22 protein-coding genes are annotated in these 24,118 nt (G+C 49.8%); 6 read left to right on the top strand and 16 right to left on the bottom strand.

What is annotated here, in order from left to right:
• Positions 1-465: 465 nt before the first annotated feature.
• From TK45_RS09370 to TK45_RS09390, 5 genes are all read right to left on the bottom strand, one after another.
• Positions 466-858, bottom strand: coding sequence for a hypothetical protein (locus TK45_RS09370; RefSeq protein ID WP_131258395.1), 393 nt, complete (start codon positions 856-858; stop codon positions 466-468).
• 400 nt (positions 859-1,258) lie between these two features.
• Positions 1,259-1,684: a hypothetical protein gene (locus TK45_RS09375; protein ID WP_131258396.1), complete on the bottom strand. Its 426-nt coding sequence runs from the start codon at positions 1,682-1,684 to the stop codon at positions 1,259-1,261.
• Between the two features lie 281 nt (positions 1,685-1,965).
• Positions 1,966-4,086 carry a M3 family metallopeptidase gene (locus TK45_RS09380; RefSeq protein WP_131258397.1) on the bottom strand — a complete coding sequence of 707 codons (2,121 nt, stop codon included), beginning with the start codon at positions 4,084-4,086 and terminating at the stop codon, positions 1,966-1,968.
• A 187-nt stretch (positions 4,087-4,273) separates the two neighbouring features.
• Complete coding sequence (locus TK45_RS09385) at positions 4,274-5,470, bottom strand: ABC transporter permease (RefSeq protein WP_131258398.1); 1,197 nt, start codon at positions 5,468-5,470, stop codon at positions 4,274-4,276.
• 2 nt (positions 5,471-5,472) lie between these two features.
• Positions 5,473-6,267: an ABC transporter ATP-binding protein gene (locus tag TK45_RS09390; protein WP_131258399.1), complete on the bottom strand. Its 795-nt coding sequence runs from the start codon at positions 6,265-6,267 to the stop codon at positions 5,473-5,475.
• A 134-nt stretch (positions 6,268-6,401) separates the two neighbouring features.
• Here TK45_RS09390 and TK45_RS09395 point away from each other — a divergent pair, with 134 nt between their 5' ends.
• Positions 6,402-7,106: a YIP1 family protein gene (locus TK45_RS09395; RefSeq protein ID WP_131258400.1), complete on the top strand. Its 705-nt coding sequence runs from the start codon at positions 6,402-6,404 to the stop codon at positions 7,104-7,106.
• On the opposite strand, the gene TK45_RS09400 is transcribed toward TK45_RS09395, so the two are convergent.
• Positions 7,103-7,885 (bottom strand): DUF3025 domain-containing protein, encoded by a 783-nt coding sequence (locus TK45_RS09400; protein WP_131258401.1) that lies wholly within the window; start codon positions 7,883-7,885, stop codon positions 7,103-7,105. The genes TK45_RS09395 and TK45_RS09400 overlap by 4 nt on opposite strands.
• Positions 7,886-7,936: 51 nt before the next feature.
• Here TK45_RS09400 and TK45_RS09405 point away from each other — a divergent pair, with 51 nt between their 5' ends.
• Genes TK45_RS09405 through asnB form a run of 3 tightly spaced genes read left to right on the top strand, consistent with a single transcriptional unit; the run spans position 7,937 to position 11,535 of the window.
• On the top strand, positions 7,937-9,592 hold the full coding sequence (locus TK45_RS09405; RefSeq protein WP_131258402.1) for a M28 family metallopeptidase: 1,656 nt from the start codon (positions 7,937-7,939) through the stop codon (positions 9,590-9,592).
• A 7-nt stretch (positions 9,593-9,599) separates the two neighbouring features.
• Positions 9,600-9,863 (top strand): hypothetical protein, encoded by a 264-nt coding sequence (locus TK45_RS09410; RefSeq protein ID WP_131258403.1) that lies wholly within the window; start codon positions 9,600-9,602, stop codon positions 9,861-9,863.
• 1 nt (position 9,864) lies between these two features.
• Positions 9,865-11,535, top strand: a complete 1,671-nt coding sequence (gene asnB, locus TK45_RS09415) for an asparagine synthase B (protein ID WP_131258404.1) — start codon at positions 9,865-9,867, stop codon at positions 11,533-11,535.
• A gap of 218 nt (positions 11,536-11,753) precedes the next feature.
• On the opposite strand, the gene ahpF is transcribed toward asnB, so the two are convergent.
• The 4 genes from ahpF to TK45_RS09435 all read right to left on the bottom strand — a co-directional run bounded on the left by ahpF (position 11,754) and on the right by TK45_RS09435 (position 17,326).
• The gene (gene ahpF / locus TK45_RS09420) at positions 11,754-13,340 is read right to left on the bottom strand and encodes an alkyl hydroperoxide reductase subunit F (RefSeq protein ID WP_131258405.1); all 1,587 of its coding nucleotides are present in this window, start codon (positions 13,338-13,340) and stop codon (positions 11,754-11,756) included.
• 74 nt (positions 13,341-13,414) lie between these two features.
• Positions 13,415-13,978 carry an alkyl hydroperoxide reductase subunit C gene (gene ahpC, locus TK45_RS09425; RefSeq protein ID WP_131258406.1) on the bottom strand — a complete coding sequence of 188 codons (564 nt, stop codon included), beginning with the start codon at positions 13,976-13,978 and terminating at the stop codon, positions 13,415-13,417.
• 155 nt (positions 13,979-14,133) lie between these two features.
• On the bottom strand, positions 14,134-16,641 hold the full coding sequence (locus tag TK45_RS09430) for an ABC transporter permease (protein ID WP_131258407.1): 2,508 nt from the start codon (positions 16,639-16,641) through the stop codon (positions 14,134-14,136).
• Positions 16,631-17,326 (bottom strand): ABC transporter ATP-binding protein, encoded by a 696-nt coding sequence (locus TK45_RS09435; protein WP_131258408.1) that lies wholly within the window; start codon positions 17,324-17,326, stop codon positions 16,631-16,633. Before TK45_RS09435 ends, TK45_RS09430 begins: the two co-directional genes overlap by 11 nt.
• Positions 17,327-17,346: 20 nt before the next feature.
• Between TK45_RS09435 and TK45_RS09440 the strand changes: the two genes are divergently transcribed.
• Positions 17,347-18,009, top strand: coding sequence for an arylesterase (locus tag TK45_RS09440; protein WP_131258409.1), 663 nt, complete (start codon positions 17,347-17,349; stop codon positions 18,007-18,009).
• Between the two features lie 293 nt (positions 18,010-18,302).
• Here TK45_RS09440 and TK45_RS09445 read toward each other — a convergent pair whose 3' ends face one another.
• The 3 genes from TK45_RS09445 to TK45_RS09455 form a co-directional block, all read right to left on the bottom strand.
• A complete protein-coding gene (locus tag TK45_RS09445) occupies positions 18,303-19,577 on the bottom strand; it encodes an amidohydrolase family protein (RefSeq protein WP_131258410.1) in 1,275 nt (424 codons plus the stop codon).
• Positions 19,574-20,986 carry an amidohydrolase gene (locus TK45_RS09450; protein WP_131258411.1) on the bottom strand — a complete coding sequence of 471 codons (1,413 nt, stop codon included), beginning with the start codon at positions 20,984-20,986 and terminating at the stop codon, positions 19,574-19,576. Before TK45_RS09450 ends, TK45_RS09445 begins: the two co-directional genes overlap by 4 nt.
• Positions 20,987-21,051: 65 nt before the next feature.
• The gene (locus TK45_RS09455; RefSeq protein WP_131258412.1) at positions 21,052-21,978 is read right to left on the bottom strand and encodes a tRNA-dihydrouridine synthase; all 927 of its coding nucleotides are present in this window, start codon (positions 21,976-21,978) and stop codon (positions 21,052-21,054) included.
• Positions 21,979-22,069: 91 nt separating this feature from the next.
• Here TK45_RS09455 and TK45_RS09460 point away from each other — a divergent pair, with 91 nt between their 5' ends.
• Complete coding sequence (locus tag TK45_RS09460; protein ID WP_131258413.1) at positions 22,070-22,744, top strand: DUF599 domain-containing protein; 675 nt, start codon at positions 22,070-22,072, stop codon at positions 22,742-22,744.
• Here the strand turns inward: TK45_RS09460 and TK45_RS16295 are convergent.
• The 3 genes from TK45_RS16295 to TK45_RS09470 all read right to left on the bottom strand — a co-directional run.
• Entirely contained in the window at positions 22,741-23,007 is a 267-nt protein-coding gene (locus tag TK45_RS16295; protein ID WP_217350823.1) for a DUF1801 domain-containing protein, read from the bottom strand. The genes TK45_RS09460 and TK45_RS16295 overlap by 4 nt on opposite strands.
• Before the next feature lie 9 nt (positions 23,008-23,016).
• Complete coding sequence (locus TK45_RS16300) at positions 23,017-23,160, bottom strand: hypothetical protein (protein ID WP_217350824.1); 144 nt, start codon at positions 23,158-23,160, stop codon at positions 23,017-23,019.
• 3 nt (positions 23,161-23,163) lie between these two features.
• A partial coding sequence (locus TK45_RS09470) for a methyl-accepting chemotaxis protein (RefSeq protein WP_254426581.1) occupies positions 23,164-24,118 on the bottom strand: 955 nt, incomplete at its 5' end.

Consider the following 24,118-nt stretch of genomic DNA (forward strand, 5'->3'; position numbering starts at 1 on the left):
ATGAAAATTTACCGGCGTCTGACTGGCGCAAAACAGGGGGCTTCTGAAGGGACATAAAGAGCCCGCGCGGAGCGCGATTCTTTTGGCGGCGCAGCCGCCTGAAATGCGACTTAATTTGCCCGACATAAAACGGATTTCGTCGAATGGCCTGACAGGATGTCAGGCCAAGGCGCATAGCCTTACAGGGATGTTGCCTTGCGCCGGTTCGAAATGCGAAATCCGTTTTGTGAGGAATCAGCAAATTACGGGAGCGAAAGACCTTTTTCCCCTTTTGGGTCTTTCCAAAAGGGGGCGCCAAGACGGGAGTCGGCGAAAAACGGCATGGATGCCGTACCGAAGCATTTTAAACGACTCAACAAACTGCGCCATTGGATTCAGTCTGGCATGAAATCTGGAATATGGAATATGGATTAAAAAAGTTTACTCAGTCCCACGATATTAAAAACACACATCAATTAAACTTACTCAATAACAATACACATCTATAAAATCATCTACAGGCTTCAATTCCATAGATTTCAACTCTTCTCTATAGACAAAAAAACCAGATACACCACAAAAGCTACCATCGAAATAATGAGATGTAATTTGCTCATCGTTAAAACCCAAATAAATGGAGCTATATGGATCAAAGTTTTTAAATGGAGAAATCCAATATCCATAATGCGGACCCTCTCCCTGATTAAAAATTAAATAACCACTGGTAACTATGGCTTTATTATTAAAACCCTCTGGATAGGCAACAATTTTTATAATTGACAACTGTTCAAACTTCACCCCCTTGCCATATGTAAAATTTATTGCAAGAAGATATAAAAACAAACATGGCAACCAAAAATTAAATTTAATACTTTTCATTCCCAACCTCACCAGCATTTCGAACAAACCTACTATTAAATAAACGGGGTCAGATCCAAATTACCTCATTTTTCATTAACCTGTATACACCTATCGTTTGAGTTTCTCCGCCCAAATAAAACCAATGCCATTGCCCAGCCACCAGTTGTTATGATCCCAAATTCTGTCGGCGCTGTCCCCAATTAACCACTTCACTGTGAACGGATTACCATCTCCTCTGACCAACGCTGCCCAGCCTACTGGCGTTTAAAGTGAGATTTGGCAATAAAACAGGGTCATAATGGTTATTGGAGCGTTCGCTAATAGTAAGCCGGCGATGTTTATCTCATTATTAATTATTTTTGTTCACTTATATTTCAGAATATTAATATCCAACACATCTAATCAAAATACTAATGCTCTATTTTTTCTTTAGTAAGACCCTGCCACCAATATACACCAAAAGAACAAGCGGAAATAATACAATACCAAATCCTAAAAATATAATTTCAAGAAAGATTGCAATCAATCCAAGTGACATACAGTAAAAACCTTCCTTAAACGACACCCTTAAGAAAGCGAGATAAGCAGCACCAACAAAAATAATAAGAAAGCAGAGGAGTTTTGCGTACACCAAGTCATTATTTTCCCTAGCTTTTTGCAATAACTCTTGCGCTTGTTTTTTTACCTTAACCTTTGCTTCGCTTATTTCTTGAGTAGTATATGTCTTATTGACAGAAGTGACTTTGTAATAATCATTAAAAACAAGTTGAAATGCTCCTGATAAAGTAAAAGACAGAAGATATGCGCAAGTTATAAAAGCTATGATGGTTTTGACCTTTGACAAACTGAGACCTCACATACTAAATTTCGGACATGTTACGCTAAAACAGAATAAACGGGGGTCAGATTCAAATTACCCCATTCTTCATTAACCTGTATACACCAATCGCTTGACTGAGTAGCTAAGTTTGCCAGAAGAAACGTGTGACTTATTCCCCCAACATAAAGCCATGAATGCCTATTGCTGTGTGCAAATGACCAAAAGCATCAACTGGATCATAGGATCGTGCCTGCATATAAAAACGCCCCGTTTAGACGGGGCGTTTTTTATTTGCGATTGAACACTTAATCAACCAATCCGCGACGCTTTAACAAGGCGTCTACCGTTGGCTTTTGGCCACGGAACTGCACATAGTTTTCCATCAGGTCTTCGCTGTTACCCTTGGACAGAATTTCCTTGCGGTACAGGTCACCGTTTTCACGGGTCAAGCCACCGTTTTGTTGCATAAAGGCAAACGCATCGGCCGCCAGTACTTCGGTCCACAGGTAAGCGTAATAACCGGCAGAGTAGCCACCAGCAAAGGTGTGGCTGAAGTAATTAGACTTATAGCGCGGTGCAACCGGCGCATAATCAATACCGTGTTTGGCCAATGCGGCTTTTTCAAATGCAGCCACATCAGTGATGGTCTCATCGGCGCCAATCATGTGCCATTCCATATCCAGTAGTGCCGCACCCAAATATTCGGTGGTGTTAAAGCCAGAGTTGAATTTCACCGAGGTCAGCACTTTATCCATCAGTTCCTGTGGAATCGCCTCGCCGGTTTTGTAGTGCTTGGCATAGTTAGCCAGTACCGACGGCTCAATCGCCCAGTCTTCATGGGCCTGTGATGGGAATTCCACGAAGTCACGGGCGGTGGCAGTACCTGCCAGGCTCTGATACTTCACCTGTGAGAACAACCCATGGGCAGCGTGACCAAATTCGTGGAACAAAGTCGAGGTTTCGTCAAAGCTCAATAGGGTTGGCTCGCCTGCTGCAGGCTTAACGATATTCAGTTCGTTATACACCACAGGTTTGGTATTGTTCAGGAAGCTTTGCGTTACAAATTCACTCATCCATGCCCCGCCGGCTTTGCCTTCACGGGCATAAGGGTCGAAGTAGAACAGACCAATGCTGCTGCCATCATCATTGAATACTTCAAACAAACGAGCATCTTCCACATACAGCGGCAGATCGGTGCGCTCTTTAAAAGTGATGCCGTAGAGCTTTTCCATCGCGAAGAACAAGCCTTTTTCCAGCACGTTATTAAGCTCGAAATAAGGCTTCACCTGGCTGTCATCCATGTCGTATTTGGCTTTGCGCACTTTTTCGGCGTAAAACGCCCAGTCCCATGGTTGAACATCACCCTCAACGCCTTCGGCATGCATAATAGCTTCGATATCCGCCGCTTCCTGTTTAGCGCGGGCAACGGCCATCGGCGCCAGATCATCCAGAATGGCAAATACGTTTTCCGGGGTTTGCGCCATCTGATCGGCAATCGAATAGCTGGCCCAGTTTGGATAACCTAATAACGCGGCTTTTTGAGCGCGCGCTTTGGTCAGTTCCAGGATGATCGGGCCATTGATGTCCATTGCACGGCCGGCAGACTGACGCCAGATTTTTTCGCGCAGCGCGCGATTCGTCAGGCTACCCAGCACAGGTTGGCGCGTGGTGTTCACCAGTGAAATCAAATAGCCTTGTTGGTCGGCTTTTTCTGCTGCCGCTTTCAGCGCAGCGATATCACCTTCTGACAAACCGTCCAGCTGTGCCACATCCGTAACTAAAATGGTGTCGTTTTTGAACGATGCCAGAATGTTCTGCGAGAACTGCGTCTGTAGTTTGGTGATTTGCTCGTTCAGCGCTCGCATGCTGTCTTTGTCAGCATCCGATAAGTTGGCACCGGCGCGCTCAAAACGCTGGAACTGATTCTCAACCAGGCGCAGGTCTTCACCGGATAGTTGTGCACGCTGCTCATACACGGCTTTTACCCGCTGAAACAGCGCATCGTTCAAATAAATGTTGTCCTGATGGGCCGATAAAGTCGGCGCAAAATCCGCTTCGATGCGCTGAAATTCATCATCAGAAATAATGCTGGATAAGTTAAAGAAGATAGTGGCTGCGCGGTTTAACAGCTCGCCACTTTGTTCCAACGCAAGGGTCGTGTTTTCGAACGTGGCAGGCTCCGGATTGTTGATAATCGCCTGAATTTCCACATTCTGCTCCGCCATACCGGCAGCAAAAGCTGGCTCGTAGTCAGCAGTGGTGATCTTGTTAAATTCCGGAGCCTGATAAGGCAGCGGACTCTTTTCCATCAAAACATTGCTTGCAACAGGGGCGCTTGCCACATTGGACTCCGCTTTTTCCGGGTTAGAACAGGCCGACAAGGCCAGTGCCGCAGTAATGGCTGCAGCGACAAACGTTTTACGCATGGGTACTCCAGATTGTTGTCGTTATAGGTGAGTTCACCAAACTTTTGGTGCTGGCAATGTAGCAAGTCCATAGCGAAGGCTCAATCAACTGACGTGGTGCGCCAGTGCGCTTGCGGATTTTTTGTACAAAGCCAATAAAAAAGCCGGCAGGATAACCCTACCGGCGCTAATTAACTGGTGTTTTTCCTTAGCGGAACAACACTTTTTCTTTATTAAACCAGTGAATGCAAAACGCAATCAACGCAACGGCAATCACTGCAGTGGAGGTAAAGATACCTATCAGGGCAAAGTAATCCATGGTGCCTTTGACCAGTTCTTTCATCGCCAATGCCACGTTGGTAAGTGGTACCCACACCCAGTGACCTTCCAGCTTCACACCGGGCGTCAGGGCAATGATTACCGGTAACAGCACAAAGATAATCAGTGAGCCCATATAGCTTTGCGCTTCCTTAAAGCTGCGCGCATAAATCGACAGGCTTAACAGCACCGCGGCGAAAATGGCCACCACCGGGATCAGCATCAGGAAGATCAGCACGAAATCAATCCAACCAATCATCGCCATAAACGCGGCCACTTTGGCAATTGCCAGCCCCTGCGACAAGACTAATCCCCATAGGGCTAAACTGGCGACGGTAATCAGCGCCGAGGTTACCCCCGCGAACCCGATTGTCAGGAATTTCCCCATCACCAGCTTGTAACGTTCCATCGGAGAGATAAGCAGCGTTTCCAGCGTGCCACGCTCTTTCTCGCCGGCACCTAAGTCCGCCGCCGGTGCCATCGCACCCTGTAAACACAGGATAAAGATCATGTAAGGCAGCATGCCGCCAATCTTTTCACCCCAGTTTTCCCGTTCATCCGCGACGTTTTTACGCTCCAGCGACACCGGCTCTAGCAAGCCTTGCTGCTGGGTTTCACTTAATCCCAGACGCGCGAAACTGTCCTGCTGTACCTGGTCAGATAAATCGCTGACTATTTCATTAACCCGGCGATACACCATGTTTAGCCCGGCATCATTGAGGTAAAGCGCAATTTTCTGCGGGCCATTATCCAACACATTGGTGCCAAATTCAGCGGGGATAACCAGTATAAAATCAACCGTTTTGTCTTTGATGAGCACCGCATAATCTGCGTTGGCATCTATCTCGATACGCTTAAACTTATCCGGCGCATCGGCCAGTGCCTGGCTTATTTGCGTGGAATACTCCGCGCCGACAATCGCATAGTTCAATACTTTGCTTTCGGCATCTTTTACGGCATTGGCAGTGAAAAAGATGATGGCACCAAAGATCAACGGGAAAAGCAGCATAGGTAACGCAATCATAAAAAACAGCGTTTTACGATCACGCAGTAATTCTTTCCATTCCTTTCTGAATATCATCCACATCGTTATGCGACTCCCTTAACTTGTGATTGATTAAGCACGGACAGGAAGCTCTGGTGTAGCTTGCCATCGGCCAATGCACTGAATGCCTCGACGGTATCGTCAAAACGGGTTTCACCCTGATCGATAACGGTAACCCGATCACACAGTTCCTGTACCTCATCTAAATGGTGGGTGGAGAAAATCACCGGCGTACCCTGGGACTTCAGTCGCTGAATAAATTCCATCACGGTGGCGGTAGCCATAATGTCCAACCCGGTAGTTGGCTCATCCAGTACCACCAGTTCCGGTTGGTGAATTACCGCGCGGGCAATGGAGACTTTTTGCTTCATACCGGTAGAGAAATTCTCCGCGCGGCGATCTAAGAACGACTGCATATCCAACAAGTTGGCCAACTCATCGATACGCGAAGCAATTTCCCCGGCGGTTAATCCGTGTAACTGACCGAAATAGGCGATATTTTCCCGGCCGGTCAGGCGGCCATATAACCCGGTAGTGCCGGATAAAAAGCCAATTTTCTTACGCGCGATTAACGGGTTTTCCAGCACATTATGACCATTGATCATCACCTGCCCCGCATCGGCTTTCAACGCGGTGGACAGAATACGCAACGTGGTGGTTTTACCTGCACCATTGGGGCCTAACAAGCCCAATACTTCACCCTGTTTACAGCTGAAGCTAACATCTTTGACGGAATGAAAAAAACGTCCTTGCAGACGTGGATCCTTGCGCTCCTGTTCACTGAGCTTTTTCGGGTTTTCCACCGCAAACTTCTTCGCCAAATGCTTTATTTCTATCATCCTGTTTCCCCTGAAATCATGATGGCCTGTTACATCATGTAACAAACAACTATCTCACCCTATCGGTTAGGCATTTACAACAGCAAAAACAATCAATTAATGTAACAAGCTATAACGATAACAGGGAGACACTGATGACAACCGTCACTAACCCGCTGCAGGCTTGTACGGAAATTTTCTTTAAGCCTAACGGCGTTTTCGCAACACTTAAAACCACGCACAACTGGTCGTGGGTACCGTTTTTTCTGGTCATTGTGCTGGCTGCTCTGCCGGCTTATCTGTACTGGGGCTTTGTGGATTTTGAATGGATCAAAGGCCAGATTGTTGCCTCGGTAGAGAGTGACATGAGCCCCGCACAGATTCAGGGCATGAAAGACAGTATGTCTGCAAAGACTTATCAGTTGGGCTCGGCGATTGGCGGGCCAATTATGATCATTATCATCAACGCAGTGATTGCCCTGTACCTGAGCCTGGCCACTAAGATTGATCAGGACAACGTACAAGGTTATACCGACTGGTACGGCTTTACCTGGTGGACGGCCATGCCGATGATTCTGGGTGGACTGGTTGCTATGGCGATCATCGTCACCGCTGACAACCATCAGTTAGCACCGGGCGCACTGTCTCCAACATCGTTGGCATTTGTCGCAGGAATCGGTTTTACTGATAACTGGTTTGGCTGGGCCAACGGCATCAAACTGGAAGTACTGTGGTCTATTTATCTGACCGCTGCCGGTATCAGCCAATGGACCAATATCAAAGGTGGCAAAGCCTGGTTGATTGCTGCCGCACCAACCGTACTGATTTACGGTATCTGGGCAGCATTCAAAATGATCTAACGCCCCACTCGCTTGGGCATAAAATACGCCGGGTTTGCATAAAATCCGGCGTTTTTATTTTCCGCATACCAGCCCGGCACGCCTAATAGGGGCAAGGGATGCATCGAGCCTTTATGGGCGAACACATTGTCATTAATTTGTTGTGCCAATGCCTTATCAAGCACTGCCAACTGTTCGGATAACGTTTGCGCAAAGAAGCAGTCATCCACTACCACCGGCAGCCATTTACCGGTCAGGCCAATAAACGGGTTTAACAGCATTTCAAAATTGGCATGACCAAACACGAATGCGCCTATTTCTTTACCCCACGCGGTGCGATGTTCAACAAACACCTCACTCCATTGATGCGCAGCCAGTTTTTCGGCCAAATCGGTATTGGCTACCGCCAACACTACGCCGCATTCATCAAATTGGGTAATGCGGTTTCGTCTTGGTGTACGCGGATTCAAGCCGTGTTCGGCAATATCCTGCATATGCTGCTGATTGAGCAGCGTTTTACTTTGCGGAAACTGCGCCCACATAGCGGCATTAAATAAATCGTGCCAGTTATCCGCGCGGGTCGGTACCCGTTGATGGGTGTAAATAAATTCTTCGTAATACAGGCCGGAGCTATCCAACTCCTGCTGACTGGCGAAACCAACTGGCCCACCTATTCGCCGTTCTAACCAGCTAAGCGACGGGAAGTTACTCAGTTCAGCAAAGTCGAGTGTGCGAAGCTGGGTAAAGGGCGATTGCGACCAAATGTCAGAAAGCCACTTTGCAGGTGCTTGATATTGCATGGTGCTCGTGTAGAGTCCTGTGAGTTAAATCGCTAGAAACAAGGGATAACAATGAAAAAAACATTTCTGGCTATGATGCCTCTGGCATTGGGCCTTACCGCCTGCAGTGACGCGCCTGCGCCTGCGCCAGCATCTCAAGCCACGGCGCAACCACAAACAGGTTTCGAACAAGCCTATGCCAATATCAGCGCGGCTGATTTGCGCGAGTATACCAAAATCATTTCCTCTGATGAATTCGAAGGCCGCGCGCCAACCAGCGTAGGTGAACAACGTACCATCGAGTTTTTAGTCGGTGAATTTAAAAAGCTCGGTCTGCAGCCAGGTAATGGCGACAGCTATCTGCAACCGGTAGAGCTGCTGGAAATCACCGCCGATGAGGACATGAGCCTGCAACTGGGTGAACAAACGCTGGTATACAAAGAAAACATGGTCGCAGGTACCTCACGCGAGCAAGCGTTGGTGGAATTGAAAGACAGCGATGTGGTGTTTGTTGGCTACGGCGTGAATGCGCCGGAATACGACTGGAACGACTATGCCGGTGTGGATGTAAAAGGCAAAACCGTGATTATTCTGGTCAATGATCCGGGCTTCGAAAACCCCGACAGCGGTAAATTTCAGGGTAAAACCATGACCTACTACGGCCGCTGGACTTACAAATATGAAGAAGCCAGCCGCCAGGGCGCTGCCGCCGCGTTTATCGTGCATGAAACTGCCCCAGCCTCCTATGATTGGTCGGTTGTCGCTAACAGCTGGACTGGCCCGCAATATGGTCTGGTTAAAGAAAACGGCAATATGGACAGAGTCGGCGTTGAGGGTTGGATTTCACGCGATGCGGCCGTGCAATTATTTGCTGAACGTGGGCTGGATTTCGATGCTGAAAAAGCCAAAGCAATGCAGACACCTTACCAAAAGGCGCTGGGTACCACTGCGTCCGTCACGGTTAAAGCCAAGCTGAAACGCTCCACCAGCAACAACATCATTGCCACCTTGCCAGGAAGCAAAACGCCGGATGAGCACCTGATTTACACTGCCCATTGGGATCATTTGGGTAAGCACGACAATCTGGAAGGCGAAGACAAGATTTACAATGGAGCCCATGATAACGCCACAGGCACCGCTTCGGCGCTGGTGATGGCCAAGGCATTTGCCAGCCTCAGTACCGCGCCAGAACGCTCCGTTACCTTTTTAGTGGTCACCGCCGAAGAGCAGGGCTTACTCGGCTCCAAATACTATGCCGAACACCCGGTTATTCCGCTTGCGAAAACCGTGGCTAATATCAATATGGATGCGATGAACCTGTTAGGCCGTACCAAAGATGTCAGCGTAATTGGCATGGGCAAATCCGAGTTGGAACAATATCTGGAAGCCGCTGCACAGCGTCAGAACCGGGTATTGACGCAGGAAGGTCATCCACAGGCAGGCTACTACTATCGCTCTGATCACTTTAACTTTGCCAAAAATGGCGTACCAGCACTGTATGCCAAAGGGGGTGAAGAGCCTGTCGACGACGCCACTGCACAATACCGTAAAAAGACCAATCTGGTGATCCGCGGTTGTTATCACAAAGTGTGTGACGAATTCCGTGATAGCTGGGATTTTAGTGGTGTGCAGCAAGATGCGCAGTTACTGTTTGACGTGGGCTATCAGGTCGCTAATTCGGCTAACTGGCCACAATGGTCAGCCACCAGCGAATTTCAGCGCAAGTAATCCTTTCATGCAAAATAAAAAAGCCGGGTTCGCCCGGCTTTTTGTTACAAATATTTCACAATTACCTCTAAAAACAGGCCGCGCCCTGCCATTTGTTCCACTAATAACCAAAATGCGCAAAATTCGTTTTGTTTGTCTTGCATTTTTCTGTGAGGCTGGCACATTCAGAGACGAGAAAGTAATCCCTGCCTTGTATTACAACAACCTACTTTCCGCAGTACTGACGGTTATAACCGTTCACCTTTTGACTGATACAAAGAGAGAAGCCTGATATGTGTGGTATTTTTGCCATTCTTGACATCAAAAGTGATGTCACAGAATTGAGAACGCAGGCGCTGGAGCTCACTAAACTTCTGCGTCACCGTGGCCCCGACTGGTCCGGGATCTGGAATAATAATCACGCCATTTTAGCCCATGAACGCTTGGCTATTGTGGATGTGAATACCGGTGCCCAACCTTTGATCAGTCAAAATAATAATCAGGTACTGGCAGTCAATGGTGAGATCTACAATCACAACGCGCTGAAAAAACAATTGGCGACACCTTACCCGTTTAAAACCGAGTCGGATTGTGAAGTTATTCTGCCGTTGTTCCAACAGCACGGCGTTGAGTTTTTAGATGCGCTGGAAGGCATGTTCGCCTTTGTACTTTACGACGCAGAACAGGATGCATACCTGATTGCCCGTGACCATATCGGCATTATCCCGCTGTATACCGGTTTCGACGTACACGGCAACTTTTATGTGGCATCAGAAATGAAGGCCCTCGCGCCGGTGTGTAAAACCATTAGCGAATTCCCGCCCGGGCATTATTTGTGGAGTAAAACCGGCGAGCTGAAACAATATTATCAGCGCGACTGGATGGAGTATGACAAGGTTAAAGACAATCATACCGATCTTGCCGCACTGAAAACTGCGTTTGAAAATGCCGTTCGTTCACATCTGATGTCGGACGTGCCTTACGGTGTATTGCTATCCGGCGGTCTGGATTCATCGTTAGTTTCCGCTGTGGCCGCACAGTATGTGGCTAAGCGCGTGGAAGATGAGGGTAAATCAGATGCCTGGTGGCCGCGCCTGCACAGCTTTGCAGTGGGCCTGGAAGGCGCACCGGATTTAATTGCCGCACGTAAAGTTGCTGAAATGATTGGCACCGTTCACCACGAAGTACACTTCACTGTGCAGGAAGGGTTAGACGCCATTCGTGACGTGATTTATCACCTGGAAACCTACGACGTCACCACCATCCGCGCCTCAACGCCGATGTATCTGATGAGCCGCAAAATCAAAGCGATGGGGATCAAAATGGTACTGTCCGGCGAAGGTTCAGATGAACTGTTTGGCGGTTATTTGTATTTCCATAAAGCGCCCAATGCGAAAGAGTTCCACGAAGAGACCGTCAGAAAAATCAATCGTTTACATATGTTTGACTGCGCCCGCGCGAACAAAGCCACCTCCGCCTGGGGTGTGGAAGCGCGCGTACCGTTTCTGGATAAAAACTTTATGGATGTGGCCATGCGCCTTAATCCTGCGGACAAAATGTGCGGCAATGGCAAGATTGAAAAACATATCCTGCGTGCCGCGTTTGATAATGGCCAATATTTGCCGGAAGAAGTGCTGTGGCGTCAGAAAGAACAGTTCAGTGACGGTGTCGGTTACTCGTGGATTGATTCAATTCACGACTTCGCCAATCAGGAAGTCAGTGATCAACAACTGGCCACTGCCGCGTTCCGATTCCCAGTGAATACCCCGGATACCAAAGAAGGCTATTTCTTCCGCACCATCTTCGAGAGTTATTTCCCGCAGGAAAGTGCCGCCCGCTGTGTCCCAGGTGGAAAATCCATCGCCTGTTCAACCGTGGAAGCCCTGGCCTGGGATGCCAGCTTCCAGAATAATGCCGACCCATCCGGTCGTGCCATGAAAGACGTACACAATCAGGCAAATTAACCCTGTAAAAAGCCCGGTAATCACCGGGCTTTTTAATGCCTTACAGCGGGCGATATGCCTGATAGTGTCAACTTTTACACCTCCGGCCAAAGTGATCGCCTGTTCACAAATTGCTGCGGATTAACGTTTCATCTCGTAAAAAAAAGCCCCCGCGATGGCGGGGGCAAAGGAGTGAGTGTCAGACACTCGTTCTGGAGACTAGGAAAACTCCAAATTAGTTACGCAGCCGCCTCCTCTTTGGCGGGAACAGGCGTGCGGATCAGGTAATCAAATGCACCCAGTGCCGCATTCGCGCCCTGCCCCATAGCGATAATAATCTGCTTGTAAGGGATGTTAGTTACATCGCCCGCCGCAAACACACCCGGGATATTGGTCTCGTTGTGCGCACCAATAATAATCTCACCGCGTGGGGTTAACTCTACCGTGCCTTTCAGGAACTCAGAGTTAGGCACCAGGCCTATCTGGACAAAGATCCCGGATAATTCAACCTTGTGACTATCCCCCGTAGTACGGTCGGTGTATTGCAAGCCAGTCACCTGACTGCCATCGCCCAGCACCTCAGTCGTTTGCGCATTTAAAATGATATCAATGTTGCCCATGCTTTTGGCTTTACGCTGCAGTACTTCATCGGCGCGCAGTTTGCTGTCAAATTCCAGCACGGTCACGTGCTTAACAATACCCGCTAAGTCAATCGCTGCTTCGATGCCTGAGTTACCGCCACCGATCACAGCCACAGACTTGCCTTTAAACAGCGGCCCGTCACAGTGTGGGCAATAGGCCACGCCTTTACCCGCGTACTCAACCTCGCCGGGCACGTTCATTTTGCGCCAGCGGGCGCCGGTAGACAGCATCACGCTGCGGCTTTGCACTACCGCACCATTTTCCAGCTCCACGCTGATATAGCCGCCTTCTTCGCGCGCTTCGATCACTTTCGCCGCACGATTGTTGGCCATTACATCAATGTCATATTCAGTCACATGGGCTTCGAGGTTTTGCACCAGTTTTGGCCCAGTGGTCGAGGTAACTGAAATGAAGTTTTCAATCCCGACCGTGTCCAGCAACTGGCCACCGAATTTCTCTGCGATAATCCCGGTACGAATGCCCTTACGTGCGGCATAAATCGCCGCGGCAGAACCCGCCGGGCCACCACCGACCACCAGAAAATCATATGGGGCCTTTTGATTAATCTTGTCCGCTGCGCGTTTGTCAGCATTCTTATCGATCTTTTGTAAAATCTCCGCCAGCTCCATACGGCCGTTGCCAAACAACTCGCCGTTTAAGTACACGCTGGGGACCGCCATAACCTGACGCTCGTCCACTTCTTGTTGGAATAGCGCGCCATCGATCATAACGTTGGTAATATTGGTATTCAGCGCCGCCATCATATTCAATGCCTGCACCACATCCGGGCAGTTATGGCAGCTTAGTGAAACGTAAGTCTCGAACCGATACTCACCTTCCAGTTGTTTAATCTGTTCAATGGTGTCTGCATCCAGTTTCAACGGATGTCCACCGCTATGCAGCAAGGCAAGTACCAGACTGGTAAATTCGTGCCCCATAGGTAAGCCGGCAAAGCGCATTTCAGAGCCAGTAGCGGTTGAACGTACCAGCATGCTGGGGATACGTTCGTTACTGCTATCCGCGGCAACGATGGTGACTTTGTCCGACAGGCTGGCGATTTCGTCAACCAGTGTGGATAGTTCTGCGGACTTCGCGCTGTCATCCACAAATTTGACCAGCTCAACCGGGGTTTTGAGGTTTTCTAAATAAGCTTTTAACTGCTGCTTTAATTTGGCATCTAACATAAATCTTCCTCGGTTTGTCCGACTTGGGGTGAAACATTGGCCCGCCGCAGCGGGCCACACAGGCTGGGCGAGGCTTAGATTTTGCCCACCAGATCCAGTGATGGAGCCAGCGTTGCTTCGCCTTCTTTCCATTTAGCCGGGCATACTTCACCTGGGTGAGAGGCAACGTATTGCGCTGCTTTTACTTTACGTACCAGATCATCTGCATCACGGCCGATACCTTCGGCGGTGATTTCCATCGCCTGAATGATGCCGTCTGGGTCAACGATAAAGGTACCGCGGTCCGCCAGACCTTGATTTTCACGCATCACGTCGAAGTTGCGGGTGATTTCACCTGTTGGGTCACCGATCATCGCGTATTTGATCTTACCGATGGTGTCAGACGCGTCGTGCCATGCTTTGTGAGTGAAGTGAGTGTCAGTCGATACTGAGAACACTTCTACGCCACGGCTCTGTAACTCTGCGTATTTGTCCGCCAGGTCGCCTAATTCAGTTGGGCATACAAACGTGAAGTCTGCTGGGTAAAAGAAGAAAACCGCCCATTTCCCTTTGATGTCATCGCTGCTGACTTCTACGAATTTGCCGTCTTTGAATGCTTGCGCCTTGAAAGGCTTAATAGCAGTGTTGATTAATGCCATTTTATGTCTCCAATTGTGGGGTTGTTTAACGTTACGGGTGCTAGATTAGCGAGCCCGCATCGATTTGAATAATTGATTGTATAAATTGTTTTGATAGAAAAAACCTATCGTAGGGTCTGTAAAACAACAACGCCCCGTTAAACGGGGCGTTGGCACTACAACATATTGCGCAGTAACTGACCGGTATTGATGCGCAACAATTGCCAACAACTCACCGCTCCCAACACACCGACGACCGCCGCGCCCACCAGCGGGGCTATCAGCCAGTATTCAAAATGCCAGGAGGCGCTCATATTAAAGACCTCAGTCTGTAAAAAATACAGGGCGATTTCATGGGCGAGTGCGGCCATCAATCCGGCCACCAGCCCGATAATCAGGAATTCAAGCACGACACTCCAACGGATCAGGCCACCGCGCGCGCCGAGGGTGCGTAAAATGGCCAGCTCCTGACGACGTTCATCCATGCTGGCCTGCACCTGAGCGATTAACACCAGCGACCCGGCGCTTAGCACCAGCACCAGAATAAACTCCACCGCCAGCGAGACCTGATCGATGATCTGGCGCAATTGGTTAATCCGCGCATCCACATCGATCAAGGTGACACTGGAAAGTGGTGCCAACAGGCTGGCTAATGCCTGCTTGCGCTCACCATCTAAATGAAAACTAGTGATATAAGTAGCCGGAAAATCTTGCATCGCGGCCGGCTGCAGGACAAAAAAGAAATTAGGCTGCATGGTTTGCCAGTTAACCTCGCGCAAGCTGGTTACCTTGGCCTGTAACGTTTGCCCCCCTATGTCAAAGGTGAGGATATCGCCCATTGTGATGCGCAGTCGCTCTGCGATCTTTTGTTCGACCGAAACTTCCGGGTAGTCGCCCACATCGTCACCAAAAAAGGTGCCGGCTACTACCTTGTTACCTGCTTGCACATTGCTGGCCCAGGTCAGATTGGCTTCGCGCCCAAGGCCCGGACGACGCGCTTCAGCAGGTTGCTCATTTTCCTTCGTGACGGCACTTTGGACTTTTTCACCAGCAATTTCAGTCAATCGTCCGCGAATGAGCGGATAGATTTCACCGGCATTGACGGTAAAATCCGTAAATTGTTGTTTCAGCACAGGTAACTGTGTCGCGGTGATGTTGGCCAGAAAATAGTTTGGCGTGCCTTGTGGCAGCTGTTCGCGCCACTGTTTAATCATATCGTTGCGTAGTGCCAGCACCACCAGCAATAACAGCAATGTCACGGAAAAACTGATTAGCTGCACGCTGTTATTCATTGCGCGGCGCTGAATCCTCGCCCATGCCAGTTGCCACGCGCCAATGTTGCCGCTACCCAGTAACCGGCCGATATGAATCAAGCCTACACTGACGGCAAACAAGGCAATCACCAACAGCGCCCCGGTCAGAAACAAAATACCACTGATTTGCAGATTGCCACTGTACAGCCACATCAGCGCGAAAATTGCACCGCCGGCTGCCACATATTGCACTAAGCGTTTTGTACCAGAACCCTCAATATCGCGGCGCAGGACTCTCAGCGGTGGAATACCAAACAATTGCATTAACGGATACAGGGAGAACAATAATGCGCAGATAAATCCGGTAAGCACTGCAATGCCGACCGGTTGCCAATACCAGGTATCGAGACTCACCGGGACTCTATCTGAGACCAGCATCACCACGCCATGCTGCAACACAAAGCCAAGCACACAGCCGAGGACGATCCCCAGCATAGTGACAAACAGAATTTGCAGCACATAGACTTTCTGGATTAGCCGTTTACTGGCGCCCAGAGTTTTCATTATCGCAACCGGATCAAAATGGCGCTGACTGTAGCGCTGCGCCGCAACCGCAATTGACACGGCGGCCAAAACCACCGCCAGCATAATGGCCAACAGAAAATAGCGCTCTGCGGTTTGTACTGCATTACCGATCGCAGACTCGTCGTCTTTCACTGAACGCCAGCGATGAAGCTCGCGATTAAGTTGCGGACGTAACCACTGATAAAATGCATCCAGATCGGCATCCCGACCGGTAAAAAAGTAGCGATAGCTGAGTCGCGCTCCCGGGCCGGTCACGCCGGTTTTGGCGATATCTTCGAGGCGCATGAGTACCAGTTGATCGTTTCCGAATACGGCAAAACCGCGATCCGGGATATCAGAGAGCACCCGACTGGCGATGAAGGTCCCGTCACCGATTTCAACCTCAGCACCCGGCTCGATATTCAGCAGCTGGAACAGTCGCGCATCCATCCACACCTGATTTTCAGGCGGTAACTCGGTGACTTCGCGCCCAGCGCTGAATGCTTGTTCACTGATCTTCACCGACCCTTTGAGTGGATAGGCACTGTCCACCGCACGGATATCAGCCAACACCAGATCGCCATTAGCGAATAACATCGACTGCGTGCTGATTTGCTCTGCAATGTTCAGTTCCAATTCGCGGGCCTTTTGCAGCCACGCAGGGTCGATGACCTGACGGCTGGACAATTGCCGATCCCCGGCAATAAATTCAGCGGTTTTATCATTTAGCGCACTTTGCAGACGGGCGCTGAACAATGATAACGACAGCACTGCGGCGACGGATAAAACGATTGCCGCCAGAATAATATTCAGTTCACCACGGCGCATTTCATGGCGAAACAAGCGTAGCGCCAGATTAGCCCACATGGCGCTGTTGCTCCGATGGGGAAGTTGACTCGGTTAGCTCACCTGCATGCATGATAACCTGACGCTGGCACTTACCCGCCAGCACGCTGTCGTGGGTCACCAGGATTAGGGTGGTGCCAGACTCTGCATTGAGGTTAAACAACAATTGTTCGACCAGTTCGCCATTTGTGGCGTCAAGGTTGCCGGTCGGCTCATCGGCGAACAGGATTTTGGGACGAGTGATAAACGCCCGCGCAATGGCCACCCGTTGCTGCTCGCCCCCGCTTAACTGGTTGGGGTAATGTTTAGCCCGGTGGCCGAGTCCAACTTGTTCTAATATGGCCTCAGCACGGCCTTTGGCATCGTCTACTCCAGCCAATTGCGCCGACAGCATCACATTTTCCAGCGCGGACAGGCTCTGCACCAGCATGAAACTCTGAAAAACAAAGCCCACATTAGCGCCACGCATTAATGCCCGTTGTTCTTCATCTAACGCATGTAAAGGCTGACCATTCAGGATTATTTCTCCACTGCTGACCTCGTCCAGCCCCGCCAGTAAACTAAGTAACGTCGATTTTCCGGATCCAGACGCCCCAACAATAGCCAGGGTTTGTCCATCTTCTACTTTCAGGTTTATATCGCGCAATATTTGCAACTGGCCTTCAGTAGTGGTTACGATCTTATTTACTGATTTACATTCAATCATTTAGTGGAGAACCCCGGGCAATGAAACACTTAGTGTGGTTATTACTTATACCACTGTGGGTTGGATCATTACAGGCAAGTGCACAAGCGACCAATGCCTCAACCAACGCGGCAGAACACCAGCAAAATGACGCACAGCGCCTGTTAATACTGGGCGACAGCCTGAGTGCTGGTTATGGTATCGACCCACAACAAGGCTGGGTAACTTTGTTACAAAATGCGTGGCAGGATAAAAACATTCAGGTGATTAACGGAGCCATCAGTGGCGACACCACAGCCGGTGGAGTCAGTCGCCTGCCAGCACTGCTACAAACCCATAATCCCACTCATGTACTGATTGAACTGGGAGGAAACGATGGATTGCAGGGGTACCCTATTAATGAAATGCGCGAAAACCTGAAATTGATGATTGAATTGGTTCGGGAGCACGGTGCTAAGCCGATTTTGCAGAAAATGCGCATCCCCACTAACTACGGCAAACGTTACACCCAAATGTTTACTGACAGTTATATTGGATTGGCCACTGAACACAAAGTACCGCTGGTGCCGTTTTTCCTTGATGATATCGCGCTGGATGCCAGCTTGATGCAAGCCGATGGCATTCATCCCAAAGCTCAGGCCCAGCCACAAATCATGCAGTTTATGCGGCTGCAGCTGGAAAATATTCTTATCCCCGCTCACTAGCTTGCGCCAAAATGCCATGGCTTTTCTATACTGACGTAACGACTGAATCAACATGAGGCAGATAGATGGACGTCAGCAATAGCACATCGATTCCTTACAATCCGGCGGCAAATACCCCGCCACCGCCGCCCAAGCCGGCGCCACCGCCGCAATCCAGTGCAGAGTTGGAATCGCCCCCTCCTGCGCCACAGCCCGGGCAGCGAGTGGGTGGCAATATTAACACCACCGCATAGGGCAACGATGGGACACAAAAAAGCGCACCGAAGTGCGCTTTTTTAGTCTCTGCCCGGTTGTTAAGGCCGGGTATAAGGTGCCGGCTTAGCAGGATCGCGATGCAAGTAACGGTCACGTAATTTGGTTTGGCGACTTTGCATATCGACCGCCTCACCGCCAATAAACACCTGTTCAGCCACTTCCATCACTTCCAGAGGGTCGCCAGACCAGATCACCACATCGGCCTGTTTGCCGCTTTCCAGTGAACCGTATTGGTTGTCCACCCCCAGCATACGCGCAGGGTTAATCGTCAGCGCCGCCAGCCCATCCTGCCAACTCAAGCCATTGGCTACCGCATTGCCGGCATATTGGGTGATCAGCCGGGCGTTATGGGTATTCATCCCGATACACACAGACACGCCCGCATCTGCCAGTCGCCCGGCATTGGCCAGGGTCGCCGCTAACTGATCGAAGTCATAGGGCAAATTCGACTCCGGATTAATCACTACCGGCACGCCGGCTTCAGCGATTTGTCCTGCTACCATCCAGGCCTCACTGGCACCACTTAGGGCCAGTTGCAAATCCGGATAGCGTTTAATCAGGGATAAAACCTGACGAATATCGGCAGCACGCTGAACCTCAACCAGCAAACGTACCTTGCCGGAAACTACCTGAATCAGACTATTCAGATCCGCCCGCGTCAGTGCACCATGGTATTCCTCATCAAGTCCCAGCAGCTTACCGTTACGCGCCATAGCTTCATCCAACGCCGTGATTAACTGCGGCCATAGCAGGGCACGACTGCCACCCAATCCATCCACCGCACGGCCACTGACATTCAGTGGCATAAAGGCTGCGGCTTTGACTACAGGTTGTTCTGCACCAGATAAGCTGATGACCGCCCCCTGCCCCTGAAACATTGCATGGGTATAGTTCATACTGGTACCGGCCAGCGTGACCCCTTCCATGCGCGTAATCCCCATCAGGCTGGACGCCGGATTGATTGCATAGGAGACATCGGCTGCCGCGCCAAGTGGACTAAACTCACTGTGATCAGCACTACTATCAACAATTCCTGCGGAAAATCCCACTTCGACCAAACCCAGCTGACTGTTAGACACGATAAGTCCGGGCGTGACTACCTTACCCGTGGCATCAAATCGGCTGTACTCTGCCGGCACGGCATCCGCGCCTACGAAGCCGATAATCTTATTACCGTCCATCAGCAAGGCCTGATTCGTCAGGGTACCGGCATCCGACATGGTATGTATGGTGCCACCGACGATGGCGATTTTCTCTGCCTGCGCCAGCGGATTGATACACAGCGCGGCAACGAGTCCAATTAACTTCTTCATTTTGCGTCTCCTTCACCCGTCTGCCCTAACTCGAAATCCGCCACCGGCCAGCTATCCGGATCTTGACGATCAAACGCCAACGCTCCGTCAATAAAGACCTTCTCGGTCTGTGCGTAGGTCGAAAACGGATCGGCACTCCACAGCACCACATCAGCGTTTTTACCCAGCTCAATCGAGCCGGTTTTATCAAATATGCCCAATGACTTGGCAGGGTTCGCGGACAGCCATTGCCATGCGGTCGCTTTAGAAATATCGATTCCGGCACGTTGACCATCACTCAACGCTTTGGCCGCTTCCTGATTCAGTCGCTGAATGCCTTTATCGTCGTCGGAATGCACAATGGCACAAGCACCTGCGGCATGGACCATAGGAATATTTTCACGAATTCCGTCATAGGCTTCCATTTTAAAGCCCCACCAGTCGGCCCACATGGCGCTACACACATTATTTTCTGCCAACTTGTCGGCAATTTTGTAGGCTTCAACAGCGTGTTGGAATGACGCGATCTGATAATTAAATTCTTTCATCACATCTAACATGGTGCCCATATCATCGGCGCGATAACAGTGCATATGCACACGGATATCGCCTTTGAGCACGCCTGCTAGCGTTTCCAGTTTTAGGTCGCGCTTGGGCGGGGCGGGATTTTTACCGGCATCAAAGTCTTCATAATATTTATCCCACTGACGCTGATAATTCTGCGCATCAGCCCAGCCCTGACGATAACCTGCCACGTTGCCCATACGCGTAGATGGCCCGCCTTTATTGCCATAAACCCGTTTTGGATTTTCACCACAGGCCATTTTTAAGCCGTAAGGCGCGCCCGGGAACTTCATATCCTGAATGGTTCGGTTCGGCGCATTTTTTACCGTAACGGATCGCCCGCCCACCAAATTGGCCGAGCCCGGCAAGATTTGTAATGTGGTGACCCCACCGGCAAGCGCGCGTTGAAAACCAGGATCCTGTGGCCAGATACTATGTTCTGCCCACACGGCAGCGGTGATAGGTGCGGTGGCTTCGTTACCATCAGAATGAGATTGGGTCTCAGGCGTGGCATACACCCCCAGATGAGAATGCACGTCAATAATGCCCGGTGTCAGCCAGCGACCACTCCCATCTATCACACGTGTGTTTTCTGGTTGCGGAATATCTTTGCCGATGGCAGTGATTTTACCATCCTGCAATAACACCGAAATGCCTTCCTGCATGCCGCCAATACCATCGAGCAAATTAACATTGCTGATAAGCGTTGGCGTGCTTGGCATCGCCTGATACGTACTTGGATAGGGATCCTGATTGATAACAACTTTTTCCCCTGCGGGAGCCGCAGGTTTATCGTCACAGGCAGTTAACCACATAGTACTGATGCAGAGCGCCAGTACATGAATTCCTTTGCGTTGTGTGTGCATAGCGTTTTTCTTGTTGTGAGTGAAAGACCAGCCTAGCAACAACGGAAAATGATGTCATGTACTGACTAACGTGAAAGCACGTTAACTATCTCATCGGATTGACGTAACGTTCTGATTTGATTAAAGAGTTCTTCAGCCTGACTGTACTGGCGCTGCAGATATCCCAGCCATTGTTTAATCCGGTTGGGGTAGTACCGCCCCTTATCTCCGAAAATCTCGTAGCCAGAGTAATCCAACAGCAATTGCTTCACATCCTGCCATTGCATCGGCATCTGGTGCCCTCGTACGACCTGCGCCAGATTAGGCATGGCTAACGCCCCCCGGCCGAGCATAATAAGATCAGTATTAGCCTGCGCCATGCAATTTTGTGCATCATCTGCCTGCCAGATTTCTCCATTAGCGACGACGGGAATATGCAAATGCTCCCGGATTTTTGCGATCCAGTCCCAATACGCGGGGGGACGATACCCTTCAGTTTTTGTGCGGGCATGCACCACAAGCAGATTTGCTCCGCCTTCCTGCAGTGCCAGCGCATTGTCGATTGCCAGTGATTTATCTTCAAAACCAAGACGCATTTTGGCACTGACAATATGCTCTGCGGGGACAGCACCCCGCACCGCTTTAAGAATTTGATACAGGGTTTCTGTTTCTTTTAGCAGTACCGCACCGCCTTTCGATTTATTGACCGTTTTGGCCGGGCAGCCAAAATTTAAATCGACGCCATGGGAGCCGAGCTCAACCGCGCGCACGGCATTTTCCGCCAAATACTCCGGAGATTGGCCGAGTAACTGCACGCGCACCGGCGTACCCGCTGGCGTTAAACCGCCATTAAGCAATTCCGGACATAAGCGGTAGAAGACCCGCTTCGGCAATTTTTGATCGACAACGCGAATAAACTCCGTGACGCATAGATCGAAACCACCGACCCGGCTCAGCATATCGCGCATTAGATGATCAACAACGCCCTCCATTGGGGCGAGCATGACTTGCATAAACTCTCAAATTACCGTTTAAAAAAAGCGCGCAAGTGTAGCAAAATAGTGGCGCAGGAAGAATCATTCTAATCGAAAAGCAGGAGATTACATGGCCTCGTGGGACACCATCGCAATTGTTTGGTTTTTTGCGCTATGGGTGGGATATACGGTGTTTGCGAGACGCCGTGCGCGCAACACCTTATGTCTGGCCAGCGAACTGCGTAGTAAACGGGATGCATGGATGATGCAAATGCTGAACCGTGAAAATCGCATTCCCGATGTTTCCATCGTTGCCACTATCGAACGGAATATCGCTTTCTTCGCATCCAGTTCATTACTAATTCTGGCTGGCTTACTGACCGCTCTGTTATCTGCGGACAAGTTGTCATCATTACTTAGCCACATCATGCCGCGCGCAAGTGGCGGCGAGATCCTGATTGAACTCAAAATTCTGCTGTTGATTTTTATCTTCGTTTTTGCGTTTTTCCAGTTTACCTGGTCCATTCGTCAGTATGGCTTTGCCAGCGTATTAATCGGTGCAGCCCCACCGGGCAAAGATATGGATGAGCAGCAGCAACAACAATATGCAAACCGGGCGGGCAAAGTAATCGATCAGGCCGGCCATACCTTCAATTACGGATTACGTTCTGTATATTTGTCGCTGGCCACACTGTCGTGGTTTATTGATGCACGGGTATTTATGCTGGCAACCGTGCTGGTTATTCTGGTGCTTTACCAGCGCGAGTTTCATTCAAAAGTGCTAAAAGCATTGCGCGATTGTTAGTGGTAGCGAGCGCGCTTAATGTTCACACTTTCCTCGACTAATGTTCTGAGTATCTCCCGATCAACTTCTGCCAATGATTTAATATACAAGCAAGATTTACCTAATTTGTATTTTCCTAACCTCGCAAGTAATTCTTGGTGCGGCTCAAAACCACTCATAATGTAGATGCTGATATTTGTGGCTCGCGGAGCAAAGCCGGTAATGAAAAAGTCCCCTTCCCGGCCACTGGCATAACGATAATGATAGGAATCAAAGCCAACCATGCTGTCGCCCTACATGACCGCAGGTGTGCCCGTGACTGACTCCATCATTGCCAATAGTGCCGTGCAATCCTGTCGTTGTTGAGCATTGGTAACCGCCTCCAGATATTGCAGTGGGTTAGCAATTTGTGGCTGATTTTTATTTGGTTTTGCCATTGATTACTGTTCCGGATGGTACCCAATGCGAATATTACCCCAATGTTTACCACGCACAAAAATAGGTGCAGATAAGTCGTGCATCACTTCACCAGTATCACGTTTATAAGTCTGTAGCAAAAACTTTTCCTGATTTGCACCACATCGCTTACCCGTTGGATCATTAAAAATCCGCTTGGTACGGTTATTCACCAGGTCTATGTCTTTATTGCCCGTAAGCGGCTGGCTGAACTTTTTATTGTGGGTAGGGAAATAGCCATTACGGTCGACCGCCCCCGCATACACAATAAAATCATGTTGTTGCAGTATCGGCTCCTGAATAGATGGCAAGATCTCATCAGTGAATTTATCGAACTGGGTGCTGTATTTGATCGGATCCGTATTGGCAATCGGTTGATATTGCGAGTCGAATAACTGGCTCTCCGATATCCGTCCGGATTTAAGTGCCTGTTCGAAATTATCTGCGATGGTAGCAGCTGCAGAGATCGCTACCTCGCGTATTTTGGCATTTCTGTCCTGAACATCAAAGTTCGCCAGAAAACGGAAGATCCCCTCGGTTTGTAAACTCACCTGCGCAGCTTTCTCAGAGACCTCGTGTAAGTCATGTTCAATTCCCGAAACCGAGGTGTGCAATAAGTTAACTGCCTCATTAATCGTGCTATTGCTGTTCGAATGACTATGCACTGTATCTCTGACATTGTTCATGGCTTGTGCAGCGATAACCGCGTTTTCTGCACTGACCTGCATACTGTCGACGACCTGATCGATAGATTGGGCGATATCCGCGCCCTGAGTAGCCACATCGGACATGGCTTTCACCGCGTTTTCGCTGCCAATATTGATTTCTTTAATAACGTCTTCGATTCCCTGGGTGGCCTCAGTTGTCCGCTTGGCTAAATCACGCACTTCATCGGCCACCACGGCAAACCCCCGGCCTTGATCGCCTGCACGGGCGGCC

It is taken from the genome of Bowmanella sp. JS7-9 (assembly GCF_004329715.1).
GTDB classification, from domain to species: domain Bacteria; phylum Pseudomonadota; class Gammaproteobacteria; order Enterobacterales; family Alteromonadaceae; genus Pseudobowmanella; species Pseudobowmanella zhangzhouensis.

Bases quoted from the DNA above. Each gene is read 5' to 3' on its own strand.
- TK45_RS09370 (WP_131258395.1), bottom strand. From the start codon at position 858: ATGAAAAGTATTAAATTTAATTTTTGGTTGCCATGTTTGTTTTTATAT.
- TK45_RS09380 (WP_131258397.1), bottom strand. From the start codon at position 4,086: ATGCGTAAAACGTTTGTCGCTGCAGCCATTACTGCGGCACTGGCCTTG.
- TK45_RS09385 (WP_131258398.1), bottom strand. From the start codon at position 5,470: ATGTGGATGATATTCAGAAAGGAATGGAAAGAATTACTGCGTGATCGT.
- TK45_RS09390 (WP_131258399.1), bottom strand. From the start codon at position 6,267: ATGATAGAAATAAAGCATTTGGCGAAGAAGTTTGCGGTGGAAAACCCG.
- TK45_RS09395 (WP_131258400.1), top strand. From the start codon at position 6,402: ATGACAACCGTCACTAACCCGCTGCAGGCTTGTACGGAAATTTTCTTT.
- TK45_RS09400 (WP_131258401.1), bottom strand. From the start codon at position 7,885: ATGCAATATCAAGCACCTGCAAAGTGGCTTTCTGACATTTGGTCGCAA.
- TK45_RS09405 (WP_131258402.1), top strand. From the start codon at position 7,937: ATGAAAAAAACATTTCTGGCTATGATGCCTCTGGCATTGGGCCTTACC.
- TK45_RS09410 (WP_131258403.1), top strand. From the start codon at position 9,600: ATGCAAAATAAAAAAGCCGGGTTCGCCCGGCTTTTTGTTACAAATATT.
- asnB (WP_131258404.1), top strand. From the start codon at position 9,865: ATGTGTGGTATTTTTGCCATTCTTGACATCAAAAGTGATGTCACAGAA.
- ahpF (WP_131258405.1), bottom strand. From the start codon at position 13,340: ATGTTAGATGCCAAATTAAAGCAGCAGTTAAAAGCTTATTTAGAAAAC.
- ahpC (WP_131258406.1), bottom strand. From the start codon at position 13,978: ATGGCATTAATCAACACTGCTATTAAGCCTTTCAAGGCGCAAGCATTC.
- TK45_RS09430 (WP_131258407.1), bottom strand. From the start codon at position 16,641: ATGTGGGCTAATCTGGCGCTACGCTTGTTTCGCCATGAAATGCGCCGT.
- TK45_RS09435 (WP_131258408.1), bottom strand. From the start codon at position 17,326: ATGATTGAATGTAAATCAGTAAATAAGATCGTAACCACTACTGAAGGC.
- TK45_RS09440 (WP_131258409.1), top strand. From the start codon at position 17,347: ATGAAACACTTAGTGTGGTTATTACTTATACCACTGTGGGTTGGATCA.
- TK45_RS09445 (WP_131258410.1), bottom strand. From the start codon at position 19,577: ATGAAGAAGTTAATTGGACTCGTTGCCGCGCTGTGTATCAATCCGCTG.
- TK45_RS09450 (WP_131258411.1), bottom strand. From the start codon at position 20,986: ATGCACACACAACGCAAAGGAATTCATGTACTGGCGCTCTGCATCAGT.
- TK45_RS09455 (WP_131258412.1), bottom strand. From the start codon at position 21,978: ATGCAAGTCATGCTCGCCCCAATGGAGGGCGTTGTTGATCATCTAATG.
- TK45_RS09460 (WP_131258413.1), top strand. From the start codon at position 22,070: ATGGCCTCGTGGGACACCATCGCAATTGTTTGGTTTTTTGCGCTATGG.
- TK45_RS16295 (WP_217350823.1), bottom strand. From the start codon at position 23,007: ATGGTTGGCTTTGATTCCTATCATTATCGTTATGCCAGTGGCCGGGAA.
- TK45_RS16300 (WP_217350824.1), bottom strand. From the start codon at position 23,160: ATGGCAAAACCAAATAAAAATCAGCCACAAATTGCTAACCCACTGCAA.